The sequence below is a fragment of the Paraburkholderia sediminicola genome, assembly GCF_046030555.1.
Lineage (GTDB): Bacteria > Pseudomonadota > Gammaproteobacteria > Burkholderiales > Burkholderiaceae > Paraburkholderia > Paraburkholderia sediminicola_E.
The window spans coordinates 1-26,806 of the sequence record NZ_JAQQCH010000014.1; the positions used below are offsets into that span (position 1 = coordinate 1).

Here is a 26,806-nt window from a genome sequence, read left to right on the forward strand (position 1 = left end):
GCGGTAGTGGTGCATCTGGAATCTGTGTTCTCGCACATTCCGCGTGAGTGACAAGGGCGTCATACTTCCAGCGGCGCTGCGCGCGCCGAAGGGGACTTCTTGAATCGCCCCGTCGTATTTGTGCCGCGGCTACTTCAGGGGCACACCCGCGTTTCATGCGCGGGCGCTTTCTCCTCGCTGACTCCGTTATCGTTTCCCCCTCACTGTGTTACCGCTTCCCCACTCGTTCCCGGGATCGATTGTCCTGATGCGTCGGGGTGCATGGCCGTTGGCGCTGGTTGCGAGGGTTTTTCGCCGCTCTGCGGCGCGGACGGCACCGTGCCTCGCACGTATTCCTTGAAATCGGCGCCCGCTTCCCATGGGTTCGGTTTGCAGCCCAAGGAGCCGTCGCAATGTGCAGCAAACCCGATCGTCGCCGTGCCGTCCGGGTTCGGTGTGCGCGTAATCTGGTACGCCAAGGCGCGCTTGCCGCCGTCCGGGCCGGCAGTCTGGATCAACGTGTCAGTCGCGGACTCAACCTTGTACTTCGAATGGCTCGTTACCCACGTCTGCGCACGCTGCCACCACACATCACACTCGGCTTTGTTCGAACACGTCAACGGCGTCGTCGCGATCTGCATGACGTCCGGGTTGACCTGCCCCTGCGTCGAACATCCCGCCGTCACCATCAGGCACAGCACGGCCAACAGACCTTTTTTCATCACGTCGAAGCCTCCCTCTCTGGAGCGTGTCATTCAAGTTTGACCGCATCCCCAGCGCGGTGTTTCATATGCATCCGCGAATCGTCAAACAACGGAAATTTTGCCGGTGTGGTCAGACATCCAGTACCACCTTGCGTAGACGTTACCTGTGCGCAATAAAAAAGCGGCCCCAGGCCGCTATCGGTTTCGCAAATGAAAATGCCGTTCAGGGCTAACTGAACGGCATCAGGCCACGGCCTGGATTCTGTCGTTTAGACGCTAAAGCGGTTCAGGGTGTACGCCCGGTATGCCGCGACAAATGCGTCGAACGAACCCACTTCTTCCTGTTCAAGTTTGGTCTGCTCTGCCAGCGATTGTGCCGCGAGGTCGGTGAATTCCTTTGTCTGCGCAGTGTCCAGCGGACGCGAGCGGAACCAGGCGGCGTGTACTTCGCTTTGCTCGAGGCTGAAGGCGAGGAAGCTTTGCTGTTTGTCGCGCATCGTCTGCAATACGCGCGCGGATGGCGTCAGCGATGCGTCCACCAGTTTCGCGCGCTGAACCGCCACGGCGCGTGCATGCGCGTCGCCACCGTGCAATGCGTCGAGCGTTGCCGCGGCTGCGTCGATCTTGACGAGCAACTCGTTCGCCCAATCCACCATCGCAATAGGTTGGCTGTCGCGCGTCAGTTCGAGGCCCGGCTTGCGGCCCTCCATCGTCACGCGGCCAAAGTTCTGATTCGCTTCCGCATACGCGTCCGGCGGCAGCGGCGCGCTGTCGTCGAGCGCGCAGACCAGCAGGTAAGCGTCGAGAAAACGCGATGTCTCCAGCGAAATGCCCGTGGGCTCAAATGGATCGATGTCCATGCAGCGCACTTCAACGTATTGCACACCGCGCGCAGCCAGCGCATGCAGCGGACGCTCGCCCGGATACGTGACGCGTTTCGGACGGATCGTCGAATAAAACTCGTTTTCGATCTGCAGCACGTTCGTGTTGATCTGCACCCACTCGCCGTCACGTTGCGTTCCGATCGCCTCATACGCGGGGTACGGCTGGCTCACGGCCTTCGCGAGCGCGTCGAGGTAGCCCGGCAGCGTGTCGTAGTCGGCGTGCAGCGCGGCTTGCGCGGTGGTGTTCGAGTAGCCGAGGTCGCTCATGCGCAAACTGGTCGCATACGGGCGATACAGCGTGTCGGCATCGAATGTTTCGAGCGTGTGCTGGCGATCGCGCAGGAATCGGCGATCCAGTGCCGGCGACGCGCCGAACAGGTACATCAACAGCCAGTTACTGCGGCGGAAATTGCGGATCAGTGCGAGGTAACGGTCGGACTGGAAATCAACGGCGGTTGCCGTGGATTGCTGGTCGGCATGCAACACCCGCCACACTTCTTCGTTCAGCGAATAGTTGTAGTGGATGCCCGCAATGCACTGCATGGTGCGGCCGTAACGGAGCGCCAGGCCAATGCGGTACACGTACTTCAGTTTGCCGATATTCGACGAGCCGTAGCGCGCGATCGGAATACCGTCGTCCGTTTCGGGCAGCAGGCCCGGCATGGAGTTGTTCCACAAGATCTCGTCGCCGAGTTCTGCGTAGACGAAACGATGCAGCGTATCGAGCTTCTCGAGCGTGATCGAGACGTCGTGCTCAGCCGGCGTGATCAGTTCGAGCAGCGCTTCGGAATAGTCGGTGGTGAGCGACGGATGCGTGAGTGCCGAACCGAGCACACGCGGATGCGGCGTCATGGCGAGCTTGCCGTCGTGTGTTACGCGCAGGCTTTCCTTTTCGATGCCGCGCAAGCCGCGTATCAGCGCATCGCGCTGCGGGCCTGAGGTCAGCACGGACAGGCGGTGCGAGAACGCGTCGTTCGTGCGGGAGGATGTCGTGTTTGGCATTGATGCGAGTCGGGCGTTGTCGGCCGCCATGTGCCGCTTCACTGCTTACGTGCAGCACTGCGCGGTTGACAACGTTCGGCGGAATTTTCGGGTAGCGGGCACTTTAACATCTCGCCACGGCGGCTGCTTGAGGCCGCTTCGGCGGGCCCTCGGACCACTCAACTTCGCCTATTTTCAGGACGAATCGGCCTGCCTTGCCCCTTGACTGCTACACGACCTCAGCCGCCGCGCGCGGCCCCCGCCCGATCCGCCACCTCGTTCCACAGATGCATCGCCGCATACGCGCGCCACGGCCGCCACGCGTCGGTGCGGATGCGTTGCTGGGTGGGCCGCACGAGCGAGGGATCGCGTGCGCAGATTGCCTGCATCAGCACGAGGTCCCATGCGGGCCAGGCGTCGGCATCGCGCCATGCGCGCATCGCCACGTACTCGACGGTCCATGGACCGATGCCAGGCAGTGCGAGCAACGCCGCGCGCAAGCTGTCGGCATCGGCGACGCTGCTGTCGAGCGGCACGTCGCCGGAAGCGACCGCCTGCGCGAAGCCTTGCAACGCCGCTACGCGTTTACCCGGCATGCCGATCTTTTCCAGATCGACAATCGCGAGTGCGGCGGGCGTTGGAAAGCGCCATGCGGTGTTTTCATGCGGATGACCTTCGATACGTTCGCCGGCACGCTGCACCAGCCGCCCGATGATCGTGGTCGCCGCCTTCACGCTGACCTGCTGCCCGACAATGGCGCGCACCACCAGCTCGAAACCCGACCATGCGCCCGGCACGCGCAAGCCCGGCACGGCGTCGATCAACGGTGCGAGCCAAGGGTCGGCGGCCAGTTCGTTGCCGATCTTCTTCGGGTCGGCGTGCAAGTCGAACATCCTCGCGATCGGCGCGGTCAGCGCGTCGGCATGACGGCTCGCGGGACCTTCGATGTTCGCGACGATGCAACGCTTGCGCGGATGCAGGCGCACGGTCAGCGTGCCGCTGTCGCCGGCCCAATCGATCGCGCGGCGATAGGTGCCGTCTTCGACCGCTTCGACGCCCGGCGTCGCGCGTCCACCGAAAAAGCGCAGCAGACGCGGCCAGTCGAAGGGGGCTTTGAACGGCAGTTCGAGTGTCGCAACGTCGTCAAGCGTGCTCACGCAGCGTGGTCCAGGTTGGTGGTGGTTGCATTGGCCGCGCGCTCACGGCGATCTGGTTTATCGGGCGAAATGTCGCCTGCGTGCCGCGCTTCGTTATCGAGCAATGCGGCCTTGCGCGGCAGTCCCCAGCGATACCCGGCCAGCGCACCGCCCTTTTGCACCACCCGATGACATGGAATCGCCAACGCGACCGGATTCGTCGCGCACGCGCTCGCGACCGCGCGCACGGCCCGCGGCGAGCCGACCGCTTCGGCGATCTGGGAGTAGCTGCGCGTCTCACCGTAGGGTATGCGCCGCAGCGCGTCCCATACACGTTGCCGGAAGGCGGTGGCGGCGATATCCAACGGCAGATCGAAGTCCTGACGGGTACCGCGCAGATAGGCGTCGATCTGCGCAATGAATGGTGCGAGGCGCGCTGTATCTTCGACCAGTTCGGCGTTGGCGAACTCGCCGCGCAGGTCCTCGGCGAGTATTGCGGCATCGTCGCCGAAACCGATCTTGCAGATGCCTTTGTCGGTTGCGGCGACCAGCACGAAGCCGAGCGAGGTCGATGCGCTGGCGTAACGCACGGTAAGCCCCGCGCCTTTGCGGCGAAACGCGGACGGCGCCATGCCCAATTCCGCCGAAGCGCTGTCGTACATTCGCGACGGCGAGCCGAAGCCGGCGTCAAGCGTGGCGCGCGTCACGTCCGAACCGCTCTGCAGCGCGTCGCGCAACGCGGCGCCGCGCTGCGCAGCCTGATACTGCCGCGGCGACACACCCACCACGCGCTTGAACAGACGCTGCAAGTGGAACGGGCTGACGTGCACTGCGTCGCTCAACTGTGCGAGCGTGAGGCGTTGCTGCGGATCGGCATCCAGCGCGATGCAAGCGCGATTGACGATCTCCAGCTCGCGCGGCAAGCCGCCGGGCTGGCAACGCTTGCAATCGCGATAGCCCGCGGCGCGCGCGGCGTTGGCGTCGGTGAAGAAAGCGACATTTTCGCGGTGCGGCTGGCGCGACGCGCATGAGGGGCGACAGAACACGCCGGTCGTTCTGACGGCGTAGAAGAACACGCCGTCGGCTTGCGGCTCGCGGCGGGTGAGGGCCTCCCAACGCTCGGCGTCGGTGGTCCAGCGGGTGGTATCGGCGGCGGTTTCGGCGCCGGTATCGGTATGGTCGGTGCGGTTCATGATGGTCCCGGAAAGACGGTGTCGATGCTCACCAATGTAGGCCGCATGCCGACACACTACGCTCCGGTTCTTGCTCTGTCATTGCGCTTCCCCGTAGATTGGAAGCCCCGCCAGGCGCCCGTCTCGCCTCAAACTGCGACAATTTGGCACGATATCGGGTTTTCCCTTAAAAAGTTATTGCGTCGCACCAACCCCATGTGTATATTAGTACTTGTCTCCTCCATGTCTCCTCCTGATATGGATTCAGCCCGCTCCACATAGAGCGGGCTTTTTTTCGTCTGACCGTTCCTGATCCGTCCCTTGTGACCGGTTAGCGGCCTGCTCTCGCGGAGCGTCCTTTCTTCTACTTTCTTCTAAACTGTGGTGGCTATTTACCTATCCAGCGAACCAGCCAAGGGGCGTTCGACATGAAAATCCACATTCGCGAGATCGACCACATCGTCATCCGGGCGTCGAACGTTCCGGAGATGAGGCGTTTTTATTGTGAGGTGCTCGGATGCAGCGTCGAGAAGGAGCAGCCCGATCTGGGCCTGACGCAGTTGCGCGCGGGGCGCTCGCTGATCGACCTGTTGAAGGTCGGCGCGAAGCTCGATGACCCCGAAAACGGCGTACCGGGCGCGGGGCGGAATATGGACCACGTGTGTTTGCGCATTGATCCGTTCGACGCCGAGGCGCTCACGGCGCATCTGGCGGAACACGGCGCGCGGCCTGGCGAGGCGGCTCTGCGCTACGGCGCGGATGGATTTGGCCAATCGCTGTATCTGTTCGACCCGGAAGGCAATATGGTCGAACTCAAAGGACCGCCTGAAGCGGCGCGCGTGACGTCGCTGTAATTACCAGGCGTTAGCGGGCGCCTTCAACACGGTCCACTCGATCTTCACCGCGTCGGCCTCGGCGCTGCCGAGCCATGCTTCGCCATCCTGCACCGTGCATTGCAGACGCATGGTTCGCTCGGCGAGCTTGCCGAGCGCGGCGGCGATGTCTTCGCCGAGCGTCCACACCGTCACATTGCGCATGCGTTCCACCTTGCCGCGCACACCTTGCCACCAGATGTCCGACGTGCGGCCGCCATAGGCGATCACGATCACTTCGTTCGAGCGGCCGCTCGCCTTGGCGATGCGGCGTTCGTCTGGCTGGCCGACTTCGATCCAGGTTTCGATCGCGCCGGTGAGGTCCTTCTGCCAGAGGTCCGGTTCGTCGACATCTGACAAACCTTTGCAGAATTCGAGGCGTTCCTGCGCAAACAGCGCGAACGCGGCGACGCGAACCATCATCCGTTCGTCGGTTTCCGAGGGATGGCGGGCGATCGTCAGGGAATGGTCCGCGTAATAGTGCCGGTCCATGTTGGCGATCTGGAGTTCCGCCTTGTAAATCGTCGATTTGAGAGCCATGCCGTTACTAAACCAGGCGCTCGCTCCACCGGAGCGAACAGAAAAAGAATCGTCGACGGCGCGTTGCCGTTTTCCGTGTTTGTTGTACATCGCTGTTCCTCCCGAGCCTAACCTCGGCTGCAATTGCGCTATTGCAACGGGAGAAGCATTTATCGCGCCACTGTCGGCTCGAAAGCGGTGCCATACACCTCGGCAGCGGCTGCCCGTAAGGCTTCGAGCACGACGGAGGCCGCCGGCGAAAGCAGATGCGACTGGCGCGTGATGATACCGAATGTATCCATTCTGCACGGTAAATCGATCGGTACCTGCTTGAGAACACCGTACTGTTGGTACTGACGCGCCACTTCATCGGGTAAAACCGCCAACATGTCGCTTTGAAGCAATAAGCTCGAAATCGCCAGAAAATTGTTGGTATTGACGACGTTTTGCGGCGGATTCAGTCCAATCTGCGAAAACATCAGATCAAAGCGATGGCGCAAAACGCTGCCCGGAGGGTGCAAAACCCAGCTCGCGTTGACGATTCCGCGCAGTGTCAAACCTGTTTCATTTTCGAGAGGATGGCCGGGGCGCGCCACCACACACAGCGGTTCGTCGGCGAGCGGCTCGTAGCGGACTTCGGTCTTGAACTGGTTTTGCCGCTCCAGTACCCGGCCGATCATGATATCCAGTTCGCCTTCGGCGAGCTTCGGCAGCATAACGTCTGACGTCTCCACCTCCGCCCAGATTTGCAACTGGGGATAACGTTCTTTCACGCTGGCGATGGCGCGCGGCACCATCGTCGCGGCGGCCGCGGCGATCACGCCGATGCGCACCTGGCCGGCCAGACCGGCGCGCAGTGCCGAGATTTCATCGTGCGCGTGGCTAAGATTCGAGAGCACCATGCGCGCGTGGCGAATCATCACTTCACCGTACAGGGTGGCATGCATGCCGTGCGGTGTGCGGTCGAACAGGCTCACCTCCAGCATGTCCTCCAGCTCTTTCAGGAGCCGCGATGCGGCGGGCTGGGTCATACCGAGCACGTCGGCGGCACGCCGGACGTTGCCCTCTTCTTCCATCGCCGCGAGCAGCAGCAATTGCCGCGTTTTGAGTCGCGCGCGCACGAACCAGTTCGAGTAGCTACGCGTCATGGGCCTGTCTCCTTATGCGGCTTGATGCCGTCTTTCGGACGATTTGCCGTCACCAAGTCTCCATCATGCCATATCGAAAATGATATCGGGATGGCCTAAAAAGGGATTGGAAAGTTATTGGGGCGGCTCATACCATTCGTGGACTTTGAGCTTCCTCATGTGGCGCCCCTCCCTTCGATGAATCGAGATCCGCTCGTCCCGCTCGTTGCCAGTCCGTTTCGCCATTACATCAATGGCGGCTGGGAGACGGGTGCGACCACGGGCGTGTCGCTCAATCCGTCGGATCTGGATGAACCGGTTGGCGACTACGTGCGGGCCGACGCCAGGCAGACCGACACCGCGATCGAAGCGGCGAGCGCGGCCTTTCGCGAATGGTCACTCGGTTCAGCGCAGCGCCGCGCGGATGCGCTCGATGCGATCGGCAGCGAGATGCTCGCGCGCCGTGACGAACTGGGCCGGCTGCTGGCGCGAGAGGTCGGCAAAACGTTGCCGGAAGCCCTGGTCGAAGCAACGCGGGCCGGACAGATCTTCAAGTTTTTCGCCGCCGAAGCACTTCGTGCATTTGCCGAGCCAGGGGCATCGGCGCGCGCCGGTGTCGAAATCGATGTGACGCGCGAACCGCTCGGCGTTATCGGCATCATCGCGTCGTGGAGTGCGCCGCTGGCGATCGCTGCCGCGAAGATCGGCGCCGCCCTCGCCCACGGCAACTGCGTCGTTTTCAAACCGGCCGAATCGGCGCCGGGTTGCGCGGCGGCGCTGGCGTCGATCGTCAGCCGCGCCGGTTTGCCGGCCGGCGTATTCAATCTCGTGATGGGCAGCGGGCGGCAGGTCGGCGCGCGGATCGTCATGCATCCGTTGGTGGCGGCGATCAGTTTCACCGGCTCGGCGGAGACCGGTACGCGTGTCCTCCAGGCTGCCGCTGCGAGGCAAGCCCGCGTGCAGCTCGAAATGGGTGGCAAGAATCCTTTCGTGGTGCTGGCCGATGCCGATCTCGGCGGTGCCGTCGATGCTGCCCTCAGCGGCGCTTATAGCTTCGCCGGACAACGCAGTACGGCTGCGTCGAGGCTGGTTGTCGAACGTGCGGTGTTCGAGCCGTTCGTCGACGCGTTGCAGACGAAGCTCGCGAGACTCAGCGTCGATCACGCACTGAAGCACGGCACGGATCTTGGCCCGGTTGCCAACGCCGCGCAGCTCGAGCGCAATCTTGACTACGTACGCGTCGGCCAGCAGGAAGGCGCGCAACTGCTGCACGGCGGCCGTCAACTTGAACGCGCGACGCGCGGCTATTTTTTCGAACCGGCTTTGTTTATCGGCGAACCCGAACACCGCATCGCGCGAGAAGAGATTTTCGGTCCGCTCGCCGTGGTGCTGAAAGCCGACGACTACGACCACGCGCTGCATCTCGCGAATGACACCCCCTACGGTTTATGCGCCGGCATCTGCACGCGCTCGCTGAGCCGCGCGCGGCATTTTCGCCGCCACGTGCAATGCGGCCTCGTCACGATCAATTTGCCGACTACTGCTGTCGAGCATCACGCGCCCGGCGGCGGTCGCAAGGCGTCAGCCTATGGCGCAACGGATGCAGCCTTCTGGACGGCCGTGAAAACGGCCTACGTAGCGGCTTGATGGCCATGACACTCGCTCACTTCGCCACGTCTCCCACCGCCCGGCTCGCTGCGCATTGCGGCGCCCCGGCAGCCACGTTTCTCGCAGTTCCGCCGGTAACGAATCTGGCCGCTTGGCGTGCTGCGCATTGCATGGCGCACGCCAACGCTCACCCCAACGCTTATCCACGTTCCGGCTGACGCCGCCGTGCTTTCACGCTGCAAATAAACGAAATCAATGCAGCTTTTCAACCTCAGGAGACAGATATGACCAGCAAGCTTCGCCGTTTGACGCTATCCGCGATCGCCGCTGCGGCTCTCGCCGCGCCCTTTGCCGCACAAATCTCCGCGCATGCGGACACGCCGCTCAAAGTTGGCTTCCTTGTGAAGATGCCGGAACAGGCGTGGTTCATCAACGAACAGAAAGCGGCCACCGCGCTGGGTCAGAAGGACGGTTTCTCGGTGGTCAACATCGGCACGCCGGACGGTGAAAAGGTGCTGGCCGCGATCGATAACCTCGGCGCGCAAGGCGCCAAAGGCTTCGTGATCTGCGCGCCCGACGTGCGGCTCGGACCGGCGATCCAGGCGCGTGCGAAGCGCTACAACATGAAGTTCGTCACCGTCGACGATCAACTGGTCGATTCCACCGGCAAGCCGTTGCCGAACGTGCCGCATCTGGGCATGTCCGCATTCAAGATCGGCAATCAGGTCGGCACCGCGATCTCTGAAGAGATGAAACGCCGCGGCTGGAAGCCGGAAGAAGTCGGCGCGCTGCGCATCACGAACTACGAACTGCCGACCGCCAAACTGCGCACCGACGGCGCAACGGAATCGCTGTTGGCCGGCGGTTTCAAGAAGGAAAACATCTTCGACGCTCCGCAAAAGACCACCGATGACGAAGGCGGTTTCAACGCGTCGTCGCCGGTACTTGCGCAGCATCCGAACATCAAGAAGTGGGTGATCTTCGCACTCAACGAGGAAAGCGTGCTGGGCGGCGTTCGCGCGACTGAACAACTGCACATTCCGGCAGCGGATGTGATCGGTGTCGGCATCAACGGTGCCGGCGAAGCGTTTGCCGAGTTCCAGAAGAAGGAACCCACGGGTTTCTACGGCACGATCGCCGTGAGCTCGACGATGCACGGCAAAGAGAGCACGGAAAACCTTGTGGAGTGGATCAAGGACGGCAAGCAGCCGCCCGCCGACACGCAAACCACCGGCAAGCTGATGGTGCGCGGCAACTGGCTGGACGTGCGTAAAGAGCTCGGAATCTAAGCGGCATTCGAGTTTGCACACAGCGGGCCGTTTTTCACGTTGACGCTTACGCCAACGCTTGAGCGGCCCGCACAGCTTGTCCACACGCTAGAGGCTTTTGATGACGGTTTCTCACACCGGCGAAACGGCGCTGCCTGCGCAAACGCCCTCGCCTACGCTTACGTCGACTGATCCGTATCTGTTACTCGACGGTATCACTGTGCGCTTTCCCGGCGTGCTCGCGCTTGACCAGGTGTCGCTCGACGTGCGGCGCGGCGAAGTACACGGGTTGATGGGCGAAAACGGCGCCGGCAAATCGACGTTGCTCAAAGTGCTGTCCGGCGTGAATCAGCCGGCCGCGGGCACGCTCTCGCTCGATGGTGTCGAGCAGCAGTTCACGACCACCAAGGCGGCCATCGCGGCGGGTGTCGCGATCATCTATCAGGAACTCCATCTGGTGCCTGAACTGACCGTTGCGGAAAATCTGATGCTCGGCGCCCTGCCCAACCGCTTCGGTGTGCTGGATGAGAAGGCGCTAGTCGCACGTGCGGTGCGCGAGTTGGAAAGACTCGGCGAAAAAATCGATCCTTCACAACAGGTGAAAAATCTGTCGATCGGTCAGCGGCAAATGATCGAAATCGGCAAGGCGCTGATACGCGACGCGCGCGTGATTGCATTCGATGAACCGACCAGCTCGTTGTCGTCGCGTGAAACCACGCAGCTGTTCCGGATCATTCGCGCATTGAAGGCCGAGGGCCGCGCGATCATCTACGTCACGCATCGGATGGATGAAGTCTACGAACTGTGCGATCGCGTGACTGTGTTTCGCGACGGCCGTCGTATCGATACGTTCGAAGCGGGCGATGGACTCGATCGTGATCGCCTGATCAGCTGCATGGTGGGTCGTTCGATCGCCGACGTATACGGCTATCGCTCGCGCGAACTCGGTGCTGTGCAGCTCGACGTCAAGGACTTGATGGGACGTGGCTTACGCGAACCGGCTTCGTTTAAGGCACGTAAAGGTGAAATCCTCGGTTTCTTCGGACTGGTCGGCGCCGGACGTTCCGAGTTGATGAAGCTCATCTACGGTGCAGTCAAACCGGCTGCCGGCGAGATCACGCTCAAAGGCAAGCGCGTGCGTTTCGCCACGCCACGCGATGCCGTGCGCGCAGGCGTCGCGCTATGTCCGGAAGATCGCAAGCAGGAAGGCATCGTCTCGATCGCTTCGGTGTCGGACAACCTCAACATCAGTTGCCGTCGTCATTTCAGCCGCTTCAACGTGCTCAACGGCCGCAAGGAAGCGCAGACCGCCAAAGCGTTCATCGGCAAGCTCGCGATCAAGACGCGTAACGGCGAAACGCCGATCGGCACGCTCTCCGGCGGCAATCAACAGAAAGTGATTCTGTCGCGCTGGCTCGCCGAAAACATCGACGTGTTCCTGATGGACGAACCCACGCGCGGTATCGACGTCGGCGCACGCAGCGAGATTTACGGCCTGCTATATGGGCTCGCTGAAGCGGGCCGCACGGTCATTGTCGTGTCGAGCGATCTCGCTGAAGTGATCGGCGTTGCGGATCGCGTGATCGTGATGAAGGAAGGCCGCATCGTCGGCGATCTACCGAAGGCGCAGGCCACGCCGGATGCGCTGATCAAGCTCGCACTGCCGCGCTAAAGACGCCGCACTCGACACCGCACTTAACGCCGCACTCATCGCGCAACTGAAGGCAACTGAATCGCGCCACTGAAAACGGAATAGACATCATGCATACACCTTCAACCGACCCCTCTTCGCCAGCCGTCGCTTCCGCGGGCTCGAGCGCACGCGCCGCACGCACCTGGGACCTGATCAACAGGTCCGGCATCGTGATGGTGTTCATCATCCTGTTCGCGGCGTTATCGTTCACCGTGCCGGAATTTTTAAGCTCGCGAAACATCCAGGGCTTGCTGCTTTCCGTCACGCTGATCGGTTCGATCTCCGTGACCATGATGTTCGTGCTCGCACTGGGTGAAGTGGATTTGTCGGTGGCCTCGATCGTTGCGTTCGCTGGCGTGGTGGCGTCCACGTTGATCACTGCGACGCATAGCGTGACGATCGGCATCGCCGCGGGCGTACTCGCGGGTGGCGGAGTCGGACTGGTCAACGGTGTGCTGGTCGCACGCTACAAGATCAACTCGCTGATCGTCACGCTCGCCATGATGGAAGTCGTGCGCGGCCTCGCCTACATTACCTCGAACGGCGACGCCGTGATGATCTCCGAAGAGCGTTTCTTCGACCTCGGCGGCGGCGCGTTCCTCGGCATTTCGTATCCGATCTGGAGCAACATCGTCGGCTTCGTGCTGTTCGGTTTTCTGCTGAAGAAAACCGTATTCGGCAAGAACGTGCTGGCCGTCGGCGGCAATAGCGAGGCCGCTTTGCTCGCGGGCTTGCCGGTTACGCGTATCAAGATCACAGTGTTCGTATTGCAGGGCCTTGTGACCGGCTTTGCAGGCGTGATGCTGGCGTCACGCATGAGTCTCGGCGACCCGAAAACCTCGGTCGGGCTCGAGCTCGGCGTGATTTCGGCATGCGTGCTCGGCGGCGTTTCGCTGACGGGCGGTGTCGCAACGATTTCCGGTGTGCTGGTCGGCGTGCTGATCATGGGCTCCGTGCAGGACGCAATGAGCCTGATGAATGTGCCGACCTTCTACCAATACCTGATTCGTGGCGGGATTCTGCTGCTCGCGGTGCTGTTCGATCAGTACCGCCGCAGCAAGCGTGTGCACTGACGACTAACACGCGCGCCCCCGGGCCAGGCGCGCCCCTCTACTTGCTTGCCAACAGGAGATTTCATGGCTGATTCCAACCAGACTAAAAAGCCGCTGCGCAGCCAGGCGTGGTTTGGCCTCAAAGACCGCGACGGTTTTCTGCATCGTTCGTGGATGAAAAACCAGGGTATTCCGCACGACGAATTCGACGGACGTCCTGTGATCGGCATCTGCAATACGTGGTCTGAACTGACGCCGTGCAACGCGCATTTTCGCGAGCTCGCCGAGTATGTGAAAAAAGGCGTTCACGAAGCGGGCGGTTTGCCCCTTGAGTTTCCGGTGATGTCGCTCGGTGAGACCAATCTGCGCCCGACCGCGATGCTGTTCCGCAACCTCGCTTCGATGGACGTCGAAGAATCGATCCGCGGCAATCCCATGGACGGGGTGATTCTGCTGGTCGGCTGCGACAAGACCACGCCGGCGCTCCTGATGGGCGCGGCGTCGTGCAATCTGCCCGCGCTCGCGGTGTCGGGCGGTCCCATGCTCAACGGCCGGTTTCGAGGCAAGAATATCGGCTCCGGTACGGGCGTCTGGCAGATGTCCGAGGAGGTACGCGCCGGCACGATGACTCAGGAAGAATTCACTGAAGCCGAGTCGTGCATGAACCGCTCGCGCGGCCACTGCATGACGATGGGTACCGCGTCGACGATGGCCTCGATGGTCGAATCGCTCGGCATGGGCTTGCCGCACAACGCGGCGATTCCCGCAGTCGACGCCCGCCGGCAAGTGCTCGCGCATCTCGCGGGCCGACGCATTGTCGATATGGTCCGCGAGGATCTGACGATGGACAAGATCCTGACGCGCCAGGCCTTCGAAAACGCGATCCGCACGAATGCGGCGATCGGCGGCTCGACCAATGCGGTTGTGCATCTGATCGCGCTGGCCAAGCGCATCGGCGTGGAACTGTCGCTGGAAGACTGGGAGCTCGGTTCGAACGTGCCATGTCTGGTGAACCTGCAACCGTCAGGCGAGTACCTGATGGAAGATTTTTACTATGCGGGTGGTCTGCCCGCGGTGCTCAAGCAACTTGGCGAACAAGGCCTGCTGCATCGCGAAGCACTGACGGTGAACGGCAAGACGATCTGGGACAACGTGCGCAACGCGCCGAATCACGACGAGAAAGTCATCACGACATTCGCCGAGCCGTTCAAGCCGAAGGCTGGCATCGCGGTGCTCAAAGGCAACCTGGCGCCAAACGGCGCGGTGATCAAGCCGTCGGCGGCGACGCCGCATCTGCTGAAGCATCGCGGCCGTGCGGTCGTGTTCGAGAACATCGAGGAATTGCACGCGAAGATCGACGACGACTCGCTCGACATCGACGAGCATTGCGTCATGGTGCTCAAGGGGGCGGGGCCGAAAGGTTATCCAGGCTTTGCGGAAGTCGGCAACATGCCGCTGCCGAAGAAGGTGCTGCAAAAAGGCATCACGGATATGGTGCGCATTTCCGACGGCCGCATGAGCGGCACGGCGTACGGCTCGGTGGTGCTGCATGTATCGCCGGAAGCGGCTGCGGGCGGCCCGCTCGCATTCGTGCAAACCGGCGACATGATCGAACTCGACGTCGACGCACGCCGTCTGCATCTGGACGTCACCGACGAGGAACTCGCACGCCGGCGTGCCGCGTGGCAGCCGCCTGCGCCGCCCACGCGCGGCTACTACAAGCTTTACGTCGACCATGTGCTGCAGGCGGACCAGGGCGCCGATCTTGATTTCCTGGTCGGATCGAGCGGCGCGGCCGTGCCGCGCGACTCGCATTGATCGCCGTTTGAACGGCTAAACGTTTCTCCCTGCGCTTTGCGAGAAGGCGTATTGCCGATGCGGATCGAAATCCCGCATCGGCTTTTTTATGGGCTTCACGGTTTGAAAAAAGCGGGCAGAAATAAAAACGGCCGGGCATGTCATGCCCAGCCGATTTATAACTCGCAGGTTCACAACCCCTGGCTTTTAAAGCCAGAGGGTTTATGGCGACCGTCAAAAACTCCGGCGCTTCGCCAGAGTGTTGGCGTTTGACTTATTGTTTGATGAATCGATCGTTTGCCCAGAGGCCTTCCGTATCACTATTAGCGGAATTTACGAATTCGACATCGTGCCCAACCACGCGCACAACCCGGAAACTCGAGTTTTCCGGCGCGGAAACGCACTGATATCCGGAGAAGAATTCCTGCATCTTTTGCTGTTCACCAGCTTGCGCATGTTGGTCGGCGGCGTCGAGTTTATCCTTCGACAGGCAACCGTACGCGTTAGCCTTGAACTGTATGGTTTGCTGCGGCTTGACCATGGAATCTTGTGCCTGGACAGAAGCAGCAGCCAAACCCGCAATGGCGAAAACAAGGGCGATTCGCGTTTTCATATTTTCCTCCGGTGCGGGTTGAATAACTCAGGTTAGCTATGTATTTAACTTTAACGTCGAACCCGCACCTTGCACTTTAGGAGAACGCGAGATAAGGACAAGCACATCTTGTGTGCGGTCGCAACAGCGGCGAATTGTCGCACCACCTTTGGTGCCTGCTTAAACCTTGAGCAGCCACTTAAACAGGGTGGATTGCAACGGATAACTAAAGGACGGGCGAGGTGCGCTGCTTTAACCAGTAAAGCTTTGCGGCACGTATTGGCGTAAACGAGAGGCACCAATTAAGTGAATTAATACAATTAACGGATGGACTTGGTGCATTGCACACAAAGTCATTCACCCGACTAATCAAAAATCACGAAATAACGGGGTGCATACTGAAGATAAACGGTGCCAGGTGCGCCAGGCGACGCGGCGGGGCGTCGCTGGGCGGCCCGGCCGCGGGTTACTGGGGCTGCTGATTACCCTCAAAGAACTCGGACTGGAACATGCACATGCGTAATGCATTGTGATAACGGCCATTGCCGAAAAACTCTTCGATCAGCTCGGCCTCGTGCCGGAAACCGCACTTCTCATAGACGTGAATGGCAGCGGTATTCGACTTGTCGACGATCAGGTAGACCTTACGCAGGTTCAGCACCGAAAACGCGTAGTCGATCGCGAGCTGCGTGGCGATGGTGGCGTAGCCGCGGCCCTGTGCGTGCGGCGCGATGATGATCTGGAACTCGCCACGCCGGTGAATGTAGTCCAGCTCGATCAACTCGACGACGCCGACGGTCTGGCCGTCGTTGTCGATCGCGACGAAACGGCGCTCGCGCAGGTCGTGCACGTGCTGGTCGTACAGTTGAGTCAGTTCGGAGAACGTTTCATAGGGCTCTTCGAACCAGTAACGCATGATCTTTGCGTTGTTATTCACTTCGTGGACGAAGCGTAGATCGGTGCGCTCGAGCGGACGCAGGGTCAGTTCGCTGCTGCGTTCGATAGTCATTGGATTCCCCTTGAGAATTATTGATTTGAGTGCGCAAGCTCAGGGCGAGGCCTCAGGCTTGCGTTTCCTGTTAGTCCGGGCTCAGCGCAGGGAGTTCTTGCAACGCCAGACTCCGGGGCAGCGCGTTTTTGCAAAGCGCGAGGCGCCACGCGGGTTCGGCGGCGGTGGGGCGTCGCGTTGTCGCAGGCCGCTTGTCGTAAATTTGTGAGGGGCTCGGCACGGTGTGGGCACATGCGGTGCTCTACAATGAAATCAGGCTCTTGCGATGGAGGCTACCGTGATCGAGCACTTGATATTAGGCGCCTTTCTGGTTATCCCGCTGCTTATCGTCGCGTTTCTTTTCTCCGACGAATTGTGGCAGGAACACCGGCATCTGCACGAGATGAATCCCGTGCCGGCGAAACGGCATCGGATCGACTGGCGGCATCCGCTGCGCCGTTCGCGGCATCGGCTTTGATGCCGGTTGGGCGGCCGCATGGGTGAGCGCGTGGTTAACATGTGGCAAGTGACGAGGCGAGGGCGCCTCGCGAATTGAACCCGCAAATAAAAAAGCCTGCCGTTTCGGGCAGGCTGAAAAGAGATCCACACTCAATGCCTTGCGGGTACAAGGCAGACACCAGTCTAGCCGCACAGCGCGTGCGGCTGGTTTCACCGGCCTTTACACATATTACGGGGCGTGACCAGTTACGCCGCGCCTGGCGTCAGTGGGCGCATCAGTGAGCGCGCCAGTGGTCGCGAATGCGTTTGGCCAGCGCTTCCACCGTGGCCGTATCGGCGACTTCGCGTGCGTGCATGCGCAGTGGCTGGCCTTCCCAGCGCGGGATCACGTGAAAATGCACGTGCGGCACCGTTTGTCCCGCCGCCGCGCCGTTGAACTGTCCGATGAACACGCCGTCAGGGCGCAGCGCCGCGCGTACGGCGATGGCGAGCTTCTGTGTCATGCGCATGCAGGCCACCGTCGAGGCGTCCGACAACTCGAAAATCTCAACCGCCGCTTCCTTTGGCACGACCAGCACGTGACCGTCAGCTTGCGGCATCAGGTCCATGAAGGCCAGTGCAGCGTCGCTTTCCGCCACTTTGATGCAGGGTAGTTCGCCGCGCAGAATCTTCGCGAAGGGGTTGCTGTTGTCGTAATTCATCTCGCGTCCTCTAGGGTGCTGTCTGTATCAAGGGGGAGGTGCTGTCGGCGATATTGTCCACCACATCTGTTACAACACGCGCGCGGTGCGTTTGATTCCGTCGCTGCCGGAGGCGGCCGATTGGGAGCGCTTCAACACCGCTCGTCAACAACTGCAGCCGAACCTGTCGCTCAAGGTGCCGGCCGCACGTTATGCGCGCTGATTAGCCACTCACCGCGACCTGATTCTTCCCATCCCGCTTTGCCCGATACAGTCCGACGTCGGCGGCTTCGATCAGCGTCGTCACCGGTTCGCTTGCGGATGGCACGATCATCGCCGCGCCGATGCTGATCGTCACGACGCCGCTCGTCGACCCCGCATGCGGAATGCCGAGCCCTTCGATCGCAATGCGGATCTTTTCAGCGAGCAACCGCAATCCACCCGAAGACGTGCCCGGCAACACCACCGCAAACTCTTCGCCGCCAAATCGTGCCGCGAGATCGGGCGAGCGTCCGAGGCACGACTCGATGGTGTGGGCGACGCGCTTAAGCACTTCGTCGCCGGCAACGTGTCCATACGTGTCGTTGTAGGCCTTGAAGTTATCCACATCGATCATTAGAAAACCGAGGCCGGTTTTGTCGCGCGTGCCACGACGCCATTCGGCGGCGAGGTACTGATCGAGGTAACGACGATTCGACAAACCTGTCAAACCATCCGAATGCGTGAGCCGCTGCAATTCCAGGTTGGTCGCGAGCAATTGCTGCTGCGACTGACGCAGCGCCTGATAGGCCTCGTCGCGCTGCAACAGGTTCAGGTACGAGCGCGAGTGATAGCGAATCCGCGCGATCAACTCGATGCGGTCCGGCAGCTTCACCAGGTAGTCGTTAGCGCCCGCAGCGAAGGCGGCGCTCTTCACCAACGGCTCTTCCTTGGTCGACAGCACGATGATCGGAATATCGCGCGTCGACGGATTCTGCCGGTATTGCCGCACGAGGGTCAGGCCGTCGGTGCCGGGCATCACCAGGTCTTGCAGAATCACCGTTGCGCGGGTTTCGTCGGCGCAGCGCACCGCCTCTTCGGGCGACGCGCAGTAGTGAAAGTCGACGCTCGCTTCATCGGCCAGCGCCTGGCGGACCGCCTCGGCGATGATCGCCTGATCGTCGACCAGCAACACCATGATCGGGCACTCGGCTGCGGGCGGATTGCCGAGGATACGCGCCAATGCGTCGTCGATGGCGCTATTGGGCGCGTCCTCCGCGTACGTCTGCGCATTCGCGTCGTGTTCTGCAAGGTTCGGCGCAGTGGCGTTCTGATGCGGTTTGGGAGTGTCCATGTTGGTCAGCCAGAATGAATGTCAATGAGTCGTAGCGGGCTAAGTGCGGCTAGTGTGCGCCTACCTCGCGCAAACGGCGGCGGCGAGCGCGGCGGCGATGCGGGGCAACGGCAGGATCGCGGCAGCGGCATCGAGCGTCGCGGCCGCTTTGGGCATGCCGTAGACGGCGCTGGTTGCCTCGTCCTGCGCGATCGTGTGATAGCCCTTGGTGCGCATCGCCTTGAGCCCGATTGCGCCGTCGCGGCCCATGCCGGTCAGCAGCACGCCGATTGCTCGCGCCGGCCAGCGTGCCACGACACTATGAAAAAACACGTCGACGGAAGGCCGATAGGGCGTTTCTGCCGGCACGGTGGTGTAACCGAGCACGTTAGGCAGCTTCAGGTGCAGATGGTCGTCGGTGGCGGCGAGCAGGGCGACGCCCGCTTGCGGCCGGTCGCCTTCGCGGGCGATCCGCACCGGCAGCGCCGACTGCTGGTTCAGCCAGTCGGCCATGCCGGCGGCGAATGCCGCGTCGACGTGCTGGACGATGACAATTGCCGCAGGGAAGTCTTTCGGCAAACCGGCGAGCAGGGTGGCGAGTGCCGCCGGGCCGCCCGCCGAGGCGCCGATCGCAACCAGCGACGTGTCGCGATTCGTCGCGCTGATGGGCGTTGATGCAGCCGCCGCGCCAGGCGTATTGCGCTCCCTGACCAGGGCGGCGATGTGGTCGATCTTCGCGATCAGGGTGGCGATGCTCTTAGGCGCGTCCGGACCGCTCAGCGAGGGCGTATCGACCGCATCGAGCGCGCCCGCGCCCATCGCTTCGTAGACCCGCCACGCGTTCGCACCCACGTCGACGGTCACGATCAGGATCGCGCATGGCGCCTTCGCCATGATGCGACGCGTGGCCTCGATGCCGTCGACGTTCGGCATGACGAGATCCATCAGCACGATGTCGGGCCGCTGTGCGGTGCAGAAATCGACCGCCTGCTCGCCGTCCTGCGCGACCCACAGCAGCTCATAGTCGGGGCGCGCCGCGAGCGCGCGGCGCAGGGCCTCGACGGCGAGGGGCAGGTCATTGACGATACCGATTTTCATCCGTTTTACCCGTGGGGTTAACCGTAAGCTTCGCCGATCAGATCACGCACGGCATCGAGCAATGCTTCGTCGTGGAAACTGCCTTTCGCCAGATAGTAATCCGCGCCCGCGTTCAGGCCGGCGCGGCGGTCCTCTTCGCGATCCTTGTACGAGACGATCATCACCGGCAGCGCCTGCAGCTGCGGATCACGCTTGATGAGCGTGACGAGTTCGATACCGTCCATGCGCGGCATGTCGATGTCGGTAATCACGAGGTCGAAGCGCTCGCCGCGCACGGCGTTCCAGCCGTCCATGCCGTCGACGGCGATCGTCACATCGTAGCCACGCGTAGCCAGCAGCTTGCGCTCGAGTTCGCGCACGGTGAGCGAATCGTCGACCACCAGCACGCGCCGCGTGACGCGCCGGGCGGCGAGGGCCGTGCCGTTCTGCGTGTGTTTCAGATCGCCGCCCGCCACGAGCCGTTCGACTGAGCGCAGCCAGTCGTCGACATCCGCGATCAGCACCGGGTCGCCGTTTTCCATCAACGCGCCGGCGGTAATGTTCCTGATTTTGCCGAGGCGGGGGTCGAGCGGCTGCACGACCAGCATCCGCTCACCGAGAAAGCGATCGACCACCACGCCGTAGGTTTCTTCGCCGTCGCCGATCACGATCATGCTGACGGTATCGGCTTCGCTGGCGGGTGGCGCGGTGTCGAGAATCTGATGCGCGGTGACGACGCCGATGCGGCGGCCGTCGAAGGCAATGTGCTGATGGCCTTCGAGCAATTCGATCTCTGCGCGGCTCACGTGCAGTGTGCGGTTCACATGCGCGAGCGGCACCGCGTACGGCTCGCCCGCGACTTCGACGAGCAGGCTGCGGATCACGGAGAGCGTGAGCGGCAACTGCAACTGCATGCGCGTGCCGAAGCCGGGTTCGTGCGTGATGCGCACCGTGCCGCGCACGCGCTTGACGACGTCGTGCACTGCGTCGAGCCCGACGCCACGGCCCGAGACTTCCGTGACCTGATCGCGCAGCGAGAAGCCGGGCAGGAAGAGGAATTCGAGGAACTCGGTCTCGGACAGGCGCGCGGCCGTTTCGGCGCTCGCCAGTTTTTTGCGAACGATCGAGGTGCGCAATGCGTCGAGGTCGATGCCCGCGCCGTCGTCGGTGACGGTGATGAGCAATGCGCCGGCGGTGTGGCGGGCGTCGAGCGTGAGCGTGCCTTCTTCGGACTTGCCGTGCGCGAGACGTACCGCGGGCGCTTCGATGCCGTGATCGATCGCGTTGCGCAGCATATGGCCGAGCGGCGCTTCGAGCAGATCGAGAATGTCGCGGTCCACCTGAGTCGATTCGCCGACCAGTTGCCAGCGCACCTTCTTGCCGAGCGAACGCGCGACGTCACGCACCATGCGTGCGAGACCGCTGGTGCCGTCGCCGAAGGGGCGCATCCGGCATTGCAGGGCGGCGTCGTAAAGCTGCTGCGACAGATGGGTCGAGCGGCGGTCGAAGCTCTCCAGATCGGCCAGACGTTCGGCGAGCAGATGCTGCGATTCCGCTGTCAGGCGGCGCAATTCTTCGAGCGCGGCGTGCGCGCGTGGGTCGAGCTTCAGGTCGGCAAGCGTTTCGTGTAACTGATCCAGTGCGCGTGTGCCGTCACGTTGGACGCGTTTGACGCGCAGCATCGATTGCGCGAAAGGTTTGAGCCAGCGCGATTCGACCAGCGATTCGCCGGATAGGGAGAGTAGCCGGTCGAGGTTGTCGGCGCGTACGCGCAGCATGCGGCCAGGGTCTGTTGCCGGGGCGCCCGTCTCGTTCGACGTGGGCGCGGCCGCGGCTGCAGACACGGAGACGCCTGCAGGAGCGGACAGGATTGCAGAGGTTGACGTGGACCCAATTGCAGTCGTGCTGGCCGGCGCGGATGACGCAGGCGTCGCTTCGGCGCGTAAGGCACTCGCTAGCAGGTTGAATGCAGCGTCGGCGTCATGGTCGGCACTGGCCGATGCGGTTGGGGGTTCGGCGGCTACGCTGGGTGCAGGTGCAGGTGCAGGTGCAGGTGCAGGTGCAGGTGCAGGTGCAGGTGCAGCGCCGACGAAGCGAGCAGGATTCGCTGCAGGTGTAGAAGCAGCCGGTGGCATAGCATCCCGCCGCATTGCCGCCCCATGCGGCGCGACACCCACCATACGCGCTTGCAATGACGCCACGCACGCGCTGACGGCGTCACGCGCCGACTCGTCTTCATCATTGCCGATGCGCGTAACGATATCGACACCGCGCAGCAACTCGTCGATCCAGGCAGGGTCGAGCAACGCGCGCCCTTCCTGCGCCGCGACGAAACAATCTTCCATCGCATGCGCGAGTTCGACACCGACCTGCACGCCGACGATACGCGCCGCGCCCTTCAGCGAATGAGCCGCACGCATGCAGGCCTCAAGCGCGGCGGCATCGCGCGGTGCTCGGTCGAGGCCGAGCAGGCCGTCGTTGAGCACGCGTGCCTGGGTCCGCGCTTCCTCGTGAAAGAGATCGATCAGCGACGGGCGGCGCGGGTCGTCCGTCATCCGAGACTCCGGTTCAAGGTATCGAACAATGCGTCGGCGTCGAGCAGGCCGACCGTCATGCCGCGCCACGGGGCCACTGCCCGCGTGTGCGCGGCGGCCGCTTGCGACAGCGTCGCGGGCGGCGGGCAAAATGTAGAGATCGCGATCCGATGCACGCCGTCGACCTGGTCGACGGGCAGCACCGCGTGCTCTTCCGCGCGCGAGACCACCAGCAAACGCGGCAGATCGTGACGCGCTTTGTCGTCGTGCGCAGTGGTGTCGGCCTCGAAACCCAGCAGATGCGCGAGCGACAAGCACACCAGCAAGTCACCCTGCACGTTCACCACACCCAGCACCGCGCGATGCTGCCGATGTGGCAACGTATGGATCGGCCGCGTCTGCACGATGCGTTTGAAGATCGGCGTGGGCAGCGCGAGCCATTCGCCGCCGATACGGAAGATGAGAAACGACTCACTCGCACCTTGCAGATCGTGTCGTTGCTGTCGCGTCGGCGTGCGGCTCTCATGTTGCGAGAGATCCACCTGCGGAATCGGACGCTCCAGCAATTTGGCCGCCGCCGCCTCGAACACGGGGCAATTCAGGCAGCGCACGTACTCGACCAGCCGCTCACACGATGAATCGCCGCGTACGCCGATGCGGTTCCAGCAATCGTCGAAGCTCACCGTGCGATCCTCAACCACGTTGCGCTCCCTGTGCGCGCGACGCGCGTTCCATCAACAGACGTGCGCCGTTGCGATCGCCTTCGAGTTCGAGCAGCGTCGCCAGATGCGCGAGTGCTCCGGCGTGTTGCGGGTCGAGGTAGAGCGCCTTGCGATACTGGCCGCGTGCGAGGTTCGTATCGCCGCTGGCGTCGGCCAGCACACCGAGCAGATAGAACGCGTCAGCGTGCGGTGCGTGCTGTTCCAGGTAAGCGTTGATCGCGTTCGCCGCTTCCGTCAGACGGCCTGCGTCGGCTAACGCATGCGCGGCTTGCAGCGTATCGCGTGCGGCGTTGGTCGGCGAGGCGATGTGCGACGACATGAACTCGCGCGACGGTGATGCGGCTTTGAACGGCGCCGGTGTGCGTTGCGAAATACCGTTCAATGACGTTTGCGGCGACATGCCATCCAACGGCAAGCGGGGTGAATTCCCTTCCGGCGGTATGTATGGCGAAGTCCCGTTAAACGGTGCCGGCGTTGCGACGTCACTGAACGGTGTGCGCGCAACCGGATCGGGCCACGCGAACGGCTCTGCTGAAAACACTTGCAGCGGGGCGAGCGCGGGCACCGGTGAATGAGTCATTGCCAGTGCGGCGGCGGTGGCGAACGGCGCGGTATGCCAGCCATTGAACTGCGCTTCACCAGCCGTGGCGCGGTGGAACGCGAACGCCAAAGGAATCTTCGCCGACTGCATGCCATGACGCATCAACAGCCCGGTTTCCGCGGGACCAACGAACAGCGTGCCGTTTTCGGCCAGCACGCTATTGAGCGCGTGCAAGGCCGCGTGTTGTGCCTCGCGATCGAAGTAAATCAGCACGTTGCGGCAGAACACGAAGTCGTAGACGCCGAGCGCCGTGGCATCGAGTTGCATCAGGTTGGCGCGCGAGAACCGGACCGCGTCGACGATACGCGGCGCAAGACGCCAGCCGTCTTCGGTGCGCGCGAAGTGCGCGTCGCGAAACGGGAACGCGTTGCCGCGAAACGAGTTGCGGCTGTACAGGGCGCGCTGTGCGACGGCCAGTGAGCGCTCGCTGATATCCATCGCGTCGATGCGCATGTGCGCGGGGTCGATGCCGGCATCGAGCAAAGTCATCGCGATCGTGTACGGCTCTTCGCCGGTCGAGCAGGGCAGGCTCAGAATCCGCAGCGGCAGCGCGGTGCCGCGCTCGTCGAGACGTTCATGCGCGAGACGCGCGAGCGCCCTGAATGCGTCAGCGTCGCGATAGAACCAGGTCTCCGGCACCACTACCGTTTCGACCAACGCTTGCACGATCGAAGGTGATGCCTGCGCGGCTTCCCAGTAGTCGGCGAGCGTGGCGCCGGCGTGACCCTCCGCGCACCAGGCGGCGGCGCGCTGATCGACCGCTCGCTCGATCGCACTATGACCGAGCGACGCGGCATCGAGTCCGATGGTTCGATGCAGCAGATCGACGAAGCGTCGATACAGCGGCGCGTTGTCGTGATGCGCGTTCATGCGTGCGCCTCGGGAAATAGCAACGCTTTGACGTCGTCGGGCAGCAGATGCTCGACGCGAATCCATTGCACCAGACCACCTGCTTCGCTCGCGACCGGACCCAGATAGCGCGCGTGCGGGGTGTCGATGCCGGCATCCTGGAACGCGTCGGCGCTGAGGCGGATGGTGCGCGTTGCGCCTTCGAGCAGGAGCGCGAGCAGGCGCACCGTGCCCGCGTGCGGATAGCGCACCAGCACGACGCGCGTCGACATCAGCTGCGCGGCAGGGCGGCCGAGCGCGAGCGCCGGCAGATCGATCACCGGCAGCGGCGCGCCTTCGTGATCGAGTACGCCCGCGACCCACGACGGCGCACCGGGAATCGTCTTCGGCGGCGATTGCGGCGTGAGCGGCATCAGACGCTCCACCTGCGTCGCGTCGATCACGTAGCGTTCGCTATCGAGCGTGAAGAGGATGAAGAGCATCGGCGTGGGTGTGGGTTTGGGCTGTGGAGGGGCGTGAGGGTGGGTCGGCGTCAGCGTGCTTCATGAGCCCGCCGCGACGCTTCAGGCCACCACCTTGAAGCGCGATACGCCGGTGCGCAAGCTATTGGCGACGTGCGTCAGATCGTCGATAGCCTGAGTCGACTGGCGCAGCGATTCCGCCGTCTGCTGCGCGGCCTCCGAGAGCTGCGTCAGTGCCTGGGTAATCTGCTCCGCGCCGGTGGCCTGCGTCTGCATGCCTTCGTTGACCATCGAGAAGCGCGGCGCGAGCGCCTGCACCTGCTGAATGATCTGCGTGAGATGGCCGCCCACGTTCTGCACGTCGAGCATGCCGCGCCGCACTTCTTCGGAAAACTTGTCCATGCCCATCACACCCGCCGCCACCGCCGACTGAATCTCCTTGACCATCTGTTCGATGTCGTAGGTCGCCACGGCGGTTTGATCCGCGAGGCGGCGGATCTCGGTCGCCACGACCGCGAAGCCGCGGCCATATTCGCCGGCCTTTTCCGCTTCGATCGCCGCGTTCAGTGAGAGCAGGTTGGTCTGATCCGCGACCTTGGTGATGGTGGCGACGACCTGGTTGATGTTGCTGGCCTTCTCGTTGAGGATCGCAAGCTTCGCGTTGACCGAGCCGGCCGCTTCCATTACGAGGCGCATGGTGTCTTCCATGCGCGCGAGACCGGCGTGACCGGTGCCCGCGAGCGCCGCCGACTGGCCGGCTACTTCGGAGACTTCGTTCATCGTGCGCAGCAGATCGCGCGAGGTTGCGAAGATTTCGCGCGACGTGGCGCCGATCTCGGTGGTGGTCGCCGCGGTTTCGTTCGCGGTGGCTTGCTGTTCACGCGAGGTCGCGGCGATTTCCGTGACCGACGTGGTGACCTGGACCGCCGATTTCTGCGCCTGGCCGACCAGCGCGGTGAGCTCATCGGTCATGCGGTTAAAGCCGGCTTCGAGCGCGCCGATTTCATCCGCGCGGTTCAGTTGCAGACGCTGCGTGAGGTCGCCCGTGCGCATGACGTCGACGACTTGCAGCACCTTCGCCATCGGCGTGGTGACCGCGCGCAGCAGCCAGTAACCGGCCAGCACGGCGGCGACGGCGGCGATCAGCAGCATCACGAGCAGCACGATACGGGTCGTCTCGACCGAGCTGCGGATGCTTTCGGCGGACTGGTCAGCGTACGCCTTGTTGTTGTCCACCAGCTTGCGCACGGAAAGCCGGCCGGTTTCCCAGATCGGCGTGAGCTGCGAGTTGAAGATGTGCGCGGCGTTCTCTTTCGAGGTCGGCAGGGCGGTCAGCAGCGATGCCTGGATAGGCAGGTATTGCGCGTGTTGCTGGCGGAAGTCGCCGAAGAGTTCACGGTCTTCCTGACGGAAGATGGTGCCGCCGTAATCATTGAGCAGCTTCTGCAGCGTTTGCTGTGTCTCGACAAGGCGCGTGGAGTCGCGCTTGACGGAATCGGGGTCCGCGTCGACATAGATGAGGCGCTGCGTGACGGTGTAGTTCTCGAACCAGGCCGCGCGCATCGCGGTCGCGTAGTAGAGGCCGGGCATCGAGTCCTGCTGCTGGCTCTTCGCGTCATGGTCGATGCCACCGAGTTGCTCGAAAGTGACGATTGCCATTACCAACATCACGATCAGCACGATCCCGAAGCTGCACAGAATCCGTTGCCGGATGGTCCATTGTTTCACGCGCACGCCCC

Annotated in this window: 23 protein-coding genes; 6 read left to right on the plus strand and 17 right to left on the minus strand. The window is 62.8% G+C overall.

The window, feature by feature from the left end; translation table 11 throughout:
• Positions 1-200: 200 nt before the first annotated feature.
• The 4 genes from PQQ52_RS20180 to ada all read right to left on the minus strand — a co-directional run bounded on the left by PQQ52_RS20180 (position 201) and on the right by ada (position 4,877).
• Entirely contained in the window at positions 201-701 is a 501-nt protein-coding gene (locus PQQ52_RS20180; protein WP_408215375.1) for a hypothetical protein, read from the minus strand.
• Positions 702-952: 251 nt separating this feature from the next.
• A complete protein-coding gene (gene gshA / locus PQQ52_RS20185; RefSeq protein WP_408214938.1) occupies positions 953-2,569 on the minus strand; it encodes a glutamate--cysteine ligase in 1,617 nt (538 codons plus the stop codon).
• A gap of 218 nt (positions 2,570-2,787) precedes the next feature.
• Positions 2,788-3,705 carry a DNA-3-methyladenine glycosylase family protein gene (locus tag PQQ52_RS20190; protein ID WP_408214941.1) on the minus strand — a complete coding sequence of 306 codons (918 nt, stop codon included), beginning with the start codon at positions 3,703-3,705 and terminating at the stop codon, positions 2,788-2,790.
• Entirely contained in the window at positions 3,702-4,877 is a 1,176-nt protein-coding gene (gene ada, locus PQQ52_RS20195; RefSeq protein WP_408214944.1) for a bifunctional DNA-binding transcriptional regulator/O6-methylguanine-DNA methyltransferase Ada, read from the minus strand. Before ada ends, PQQ52_RS20190 begins: the two co-directional genes overlap by 4 nt.
• 407 nt (positions 4,878-5,284) lie before the next feature.
• Between ada and PQQ52_RS20200 the strand changes: the two genes are divergently transcribed.
• Complete coding sequence (locus PQQ52_RS20200) at positions 5,285-5,710, plus strand: VOC family protein (RefSeq protein WP_408214946.1); 426 nt, start codon at positions 5,285-5,287, stop codon at positions 5,708-5,710.
• Here PQQ52_RS20200 and PQQ52_RS20205 read toward each other — a convergent pair whose 3' ends face one another.
• Together PQQ52_RS20205 and PQQ52_RS20210 are read right to left on the minus strand one after the other, a co-directional pair.
• Positions 5,711-6,268, minus strand: a complete 558-nt coding sequence (locus PQQ52_RS20205) for a YaeQ family protein (RefSeq protein ID WP_325047402.1) — start codon at positions 6,266-6,268, stop codon at positions 5,711-5,713.
• Between the two features lie 149 nt (positions 6,269-6,417).
• A complete protein-coding gene (locus PQQ52_RS20210) occupies positions 6,418-7,395 on the minus strand; it encodes a LysR family transcriptional regulator (RefSeq protein ID WP_408214950.1) in 978 nt (325 codons plus the stop codon).
• 177 nt (positions 7,396-7,572) lie between these two features.
• On the opposite strand from PQQ52_RS20210, the gene PQQ52_RS20215 reads away from it, so the two are divergent.
• From PQQ52_RS20215 to PQQ52_RS20235, 5 genes are all read left to right on the plus strand, one after another.
• The gene (locus PQQ52_RS20215; protein ID WP_408214953.1) at positions 7,573-9,021 is read left to right on the plus strand and encodes an aldehyde dehydrogenase family protein; all 1,449 of its coding nucleotides are present in this window, start codon (positions 7,573-7,575) and stop codon (positions 9,019-9,021) included.
• 245 nt (positions 9,022-9,266) lie between these two features.
• Positions 9,267-10,271 carry an arabinose ABC transporter substrate-binding protein gene (locus PQQ52_RS20220; protein WP_408214956.1) on the plus strand — a complete coding sequence of 335 codons (1,005 nt, stop codon included), beginning with the start codon at positions 9,267-9,269 and terminating at the stop codon, positions 10,269-10,271.
• Between the two features lie 100 nt (positions 10,272-10,371).
• Entirely contained in the window at positions 10,372-11,922 is a 1,551-nt protein-coding gene (gene araG / locus PQQ52_RS20225; RefSeq protein ID WP_408214958.1) for an L-arabinose ABC transporter ATP-binding protein AraG, read from the plus strand.
• Between the two features lie 89 nt (positions 11,923-12,011).
• A complete protein-coding gene (araH, locus tag PQQ52_RS20230; RefSeq protein WP_408214961.1) occupies positions 12,012-13,016 on the plus strand; it encodes an L-arabinose ABC transporter permease AraH in 1,005 nt (334 codons plus the stop codon).
• 63 nt (positions 13,017-13,079) lie between these two features.
• Complete coding sequence (locus PQQ52_RS20235; RefSeq protein WP_408214963.1) at positions 13,080-14,813, plus strand: IlvD/Edd family dehydratase; 1,734 nt, start codon at positions 13,080-13,082, stop codon at positions 14,811-14,813.
• Between the two features lie 253 nt (positions 14,814-15,066).
• Here the strand turns inward: PQQ52_RS20235 and sap1 are convergent, their stop codons facing one another.
• The 11 genes from sap1 to PQQ52_RS20290 form a co-directional block, all read right to left on the minus strand.
• Positions 15,067-15,405, minus strand: a complete 339-nt coding sequence (sap1, locus tag PQQ52_RS20240; protein WP_408214965.1) for a surface attachment protein Sap1 — start codon at positions 15,403-15,405, stop codon at positions 15,067-15,069.
• A gap of 445 nt (positions 15,406-15,850) precedes the next feature.
• Complete coding sequence (speG, locus tag PQQ52_RS20245) at positions 15,851-16,393, minus strand: spermidine N1-acetyltransferase (protein ID WP_408214968.1); 543 nt, start codon at positions 16,391-16,393, stop codon at positions 15,851-15,853.
• 295 nt (positions 16,394-16,688) lie between these two features.
• Positions 16,689-16,979 (minus strand): hypothetical protein, encoded by a 291-nt coding sequence (locus tag PQQ52_RS20250; protein WP_408214970.1) that lies wholly within the window; start codon positions 16,977-16,979, stop codon positions 16,689-16,691.
• 127 nt (positions 16,980-17,106) lie between these two features.
• Complete coding sequence (locus PQQ52_RS20255) at positions 17,107-17,532, minus strand: HIT family protein (protein WP_408214973.1); 426 nt, start codon at positions 17,530-17,532, stop codon at positions 17,107-17,109.
• 202 nt (positions 17,533-17,734) lie between these two features.
• A complete protein-coding gene (locus PQQ52_RS20260) occupies positions 17,735-18,844 on the minus strand; it encodes a diguanylate cyclase (RefSeq protein ID WP_408214975.1) in 1,110 nt (369 codons plus the stop codon).
• Positions 18,845-18,904: 60 nt separating this feature from the next.
• On the minus strand, positions 18,905-19,921 hold the full coding sequence (locus PQQ52_RS20265; protein ID WP_408214978.1) for a chemotaxis response regulator protein-glutamate methylesterase: 1,017 nt from the start codon (positions 19,919-19,921) through the stop codon (positions 18,905-18,907).
• A 17-nt stretch (positions 19,922-19,938) separates the two neighbouring features.
• Positions 19,939-22,455 (minus strand): hybrid sensor histidine kinase/response regulator, encoded by a 2,517-nt coding sequence (locus PQQ52_RS20270; protein WP_408214981.1) that lies wholly within the window; start codon positions 22,453-22,455, stop codon positions 19,939-19,941.
• Entirely contained in the window at positions 22,452-23,135 is a 684-nt protein-coding gene (locus tag PQQ52_RS20275) for a chemotaxis protein CheW (protein ID WP_408214984.1), read from the minus strand. Before PQQ52_RS20275 ends, PQQ52_RS20270 begins: the two co-directional genes overlap by 4 nt.
• Positions 23,128-24,627, minus strand: coding sequence for a CheR family methyltransferase (locus PQQ52_RS20280; RefSeq protein WP_408214986.1), 1,500 nt, complete (start codon positions 24,625-24,627; stop codon positions 23,128-23,130). Before PQQ52_RS20280 ends, PQQ52_RS20275 begins: the two co-directional genes overlap by 8 nt.
• Positions 24,624-25,088, minus strand: a complete 465-nt coding sequence (locus PQQ52_RS20285) for a chemotaxis protein CheW (protein WP_408214989.1) — start codon at positions 25,086-25,088, stop codon at positions 24,624-24,626. Before PQQ52_RS20285 ends, PQQ52_RS20280 begins: the two co-directional genes overlap by 4 nt.
• Before the next feature lie 81 nt (positions 25,089-25,169).
• Positions 25,170-26,795 (minus strand): methyl-accepting chemotaxis protein, encoded by a 1,626-nt coding sequence (locus tag PQQ52_RS20290; RefSeq protein ID WP_408214992.1) that lies wholly within the window; start codon positions 26,793-26,795, stop codon positions 25,170-25,172.
• Positions 26,796-26,806 lie beyond the last annotated feature (11 nt).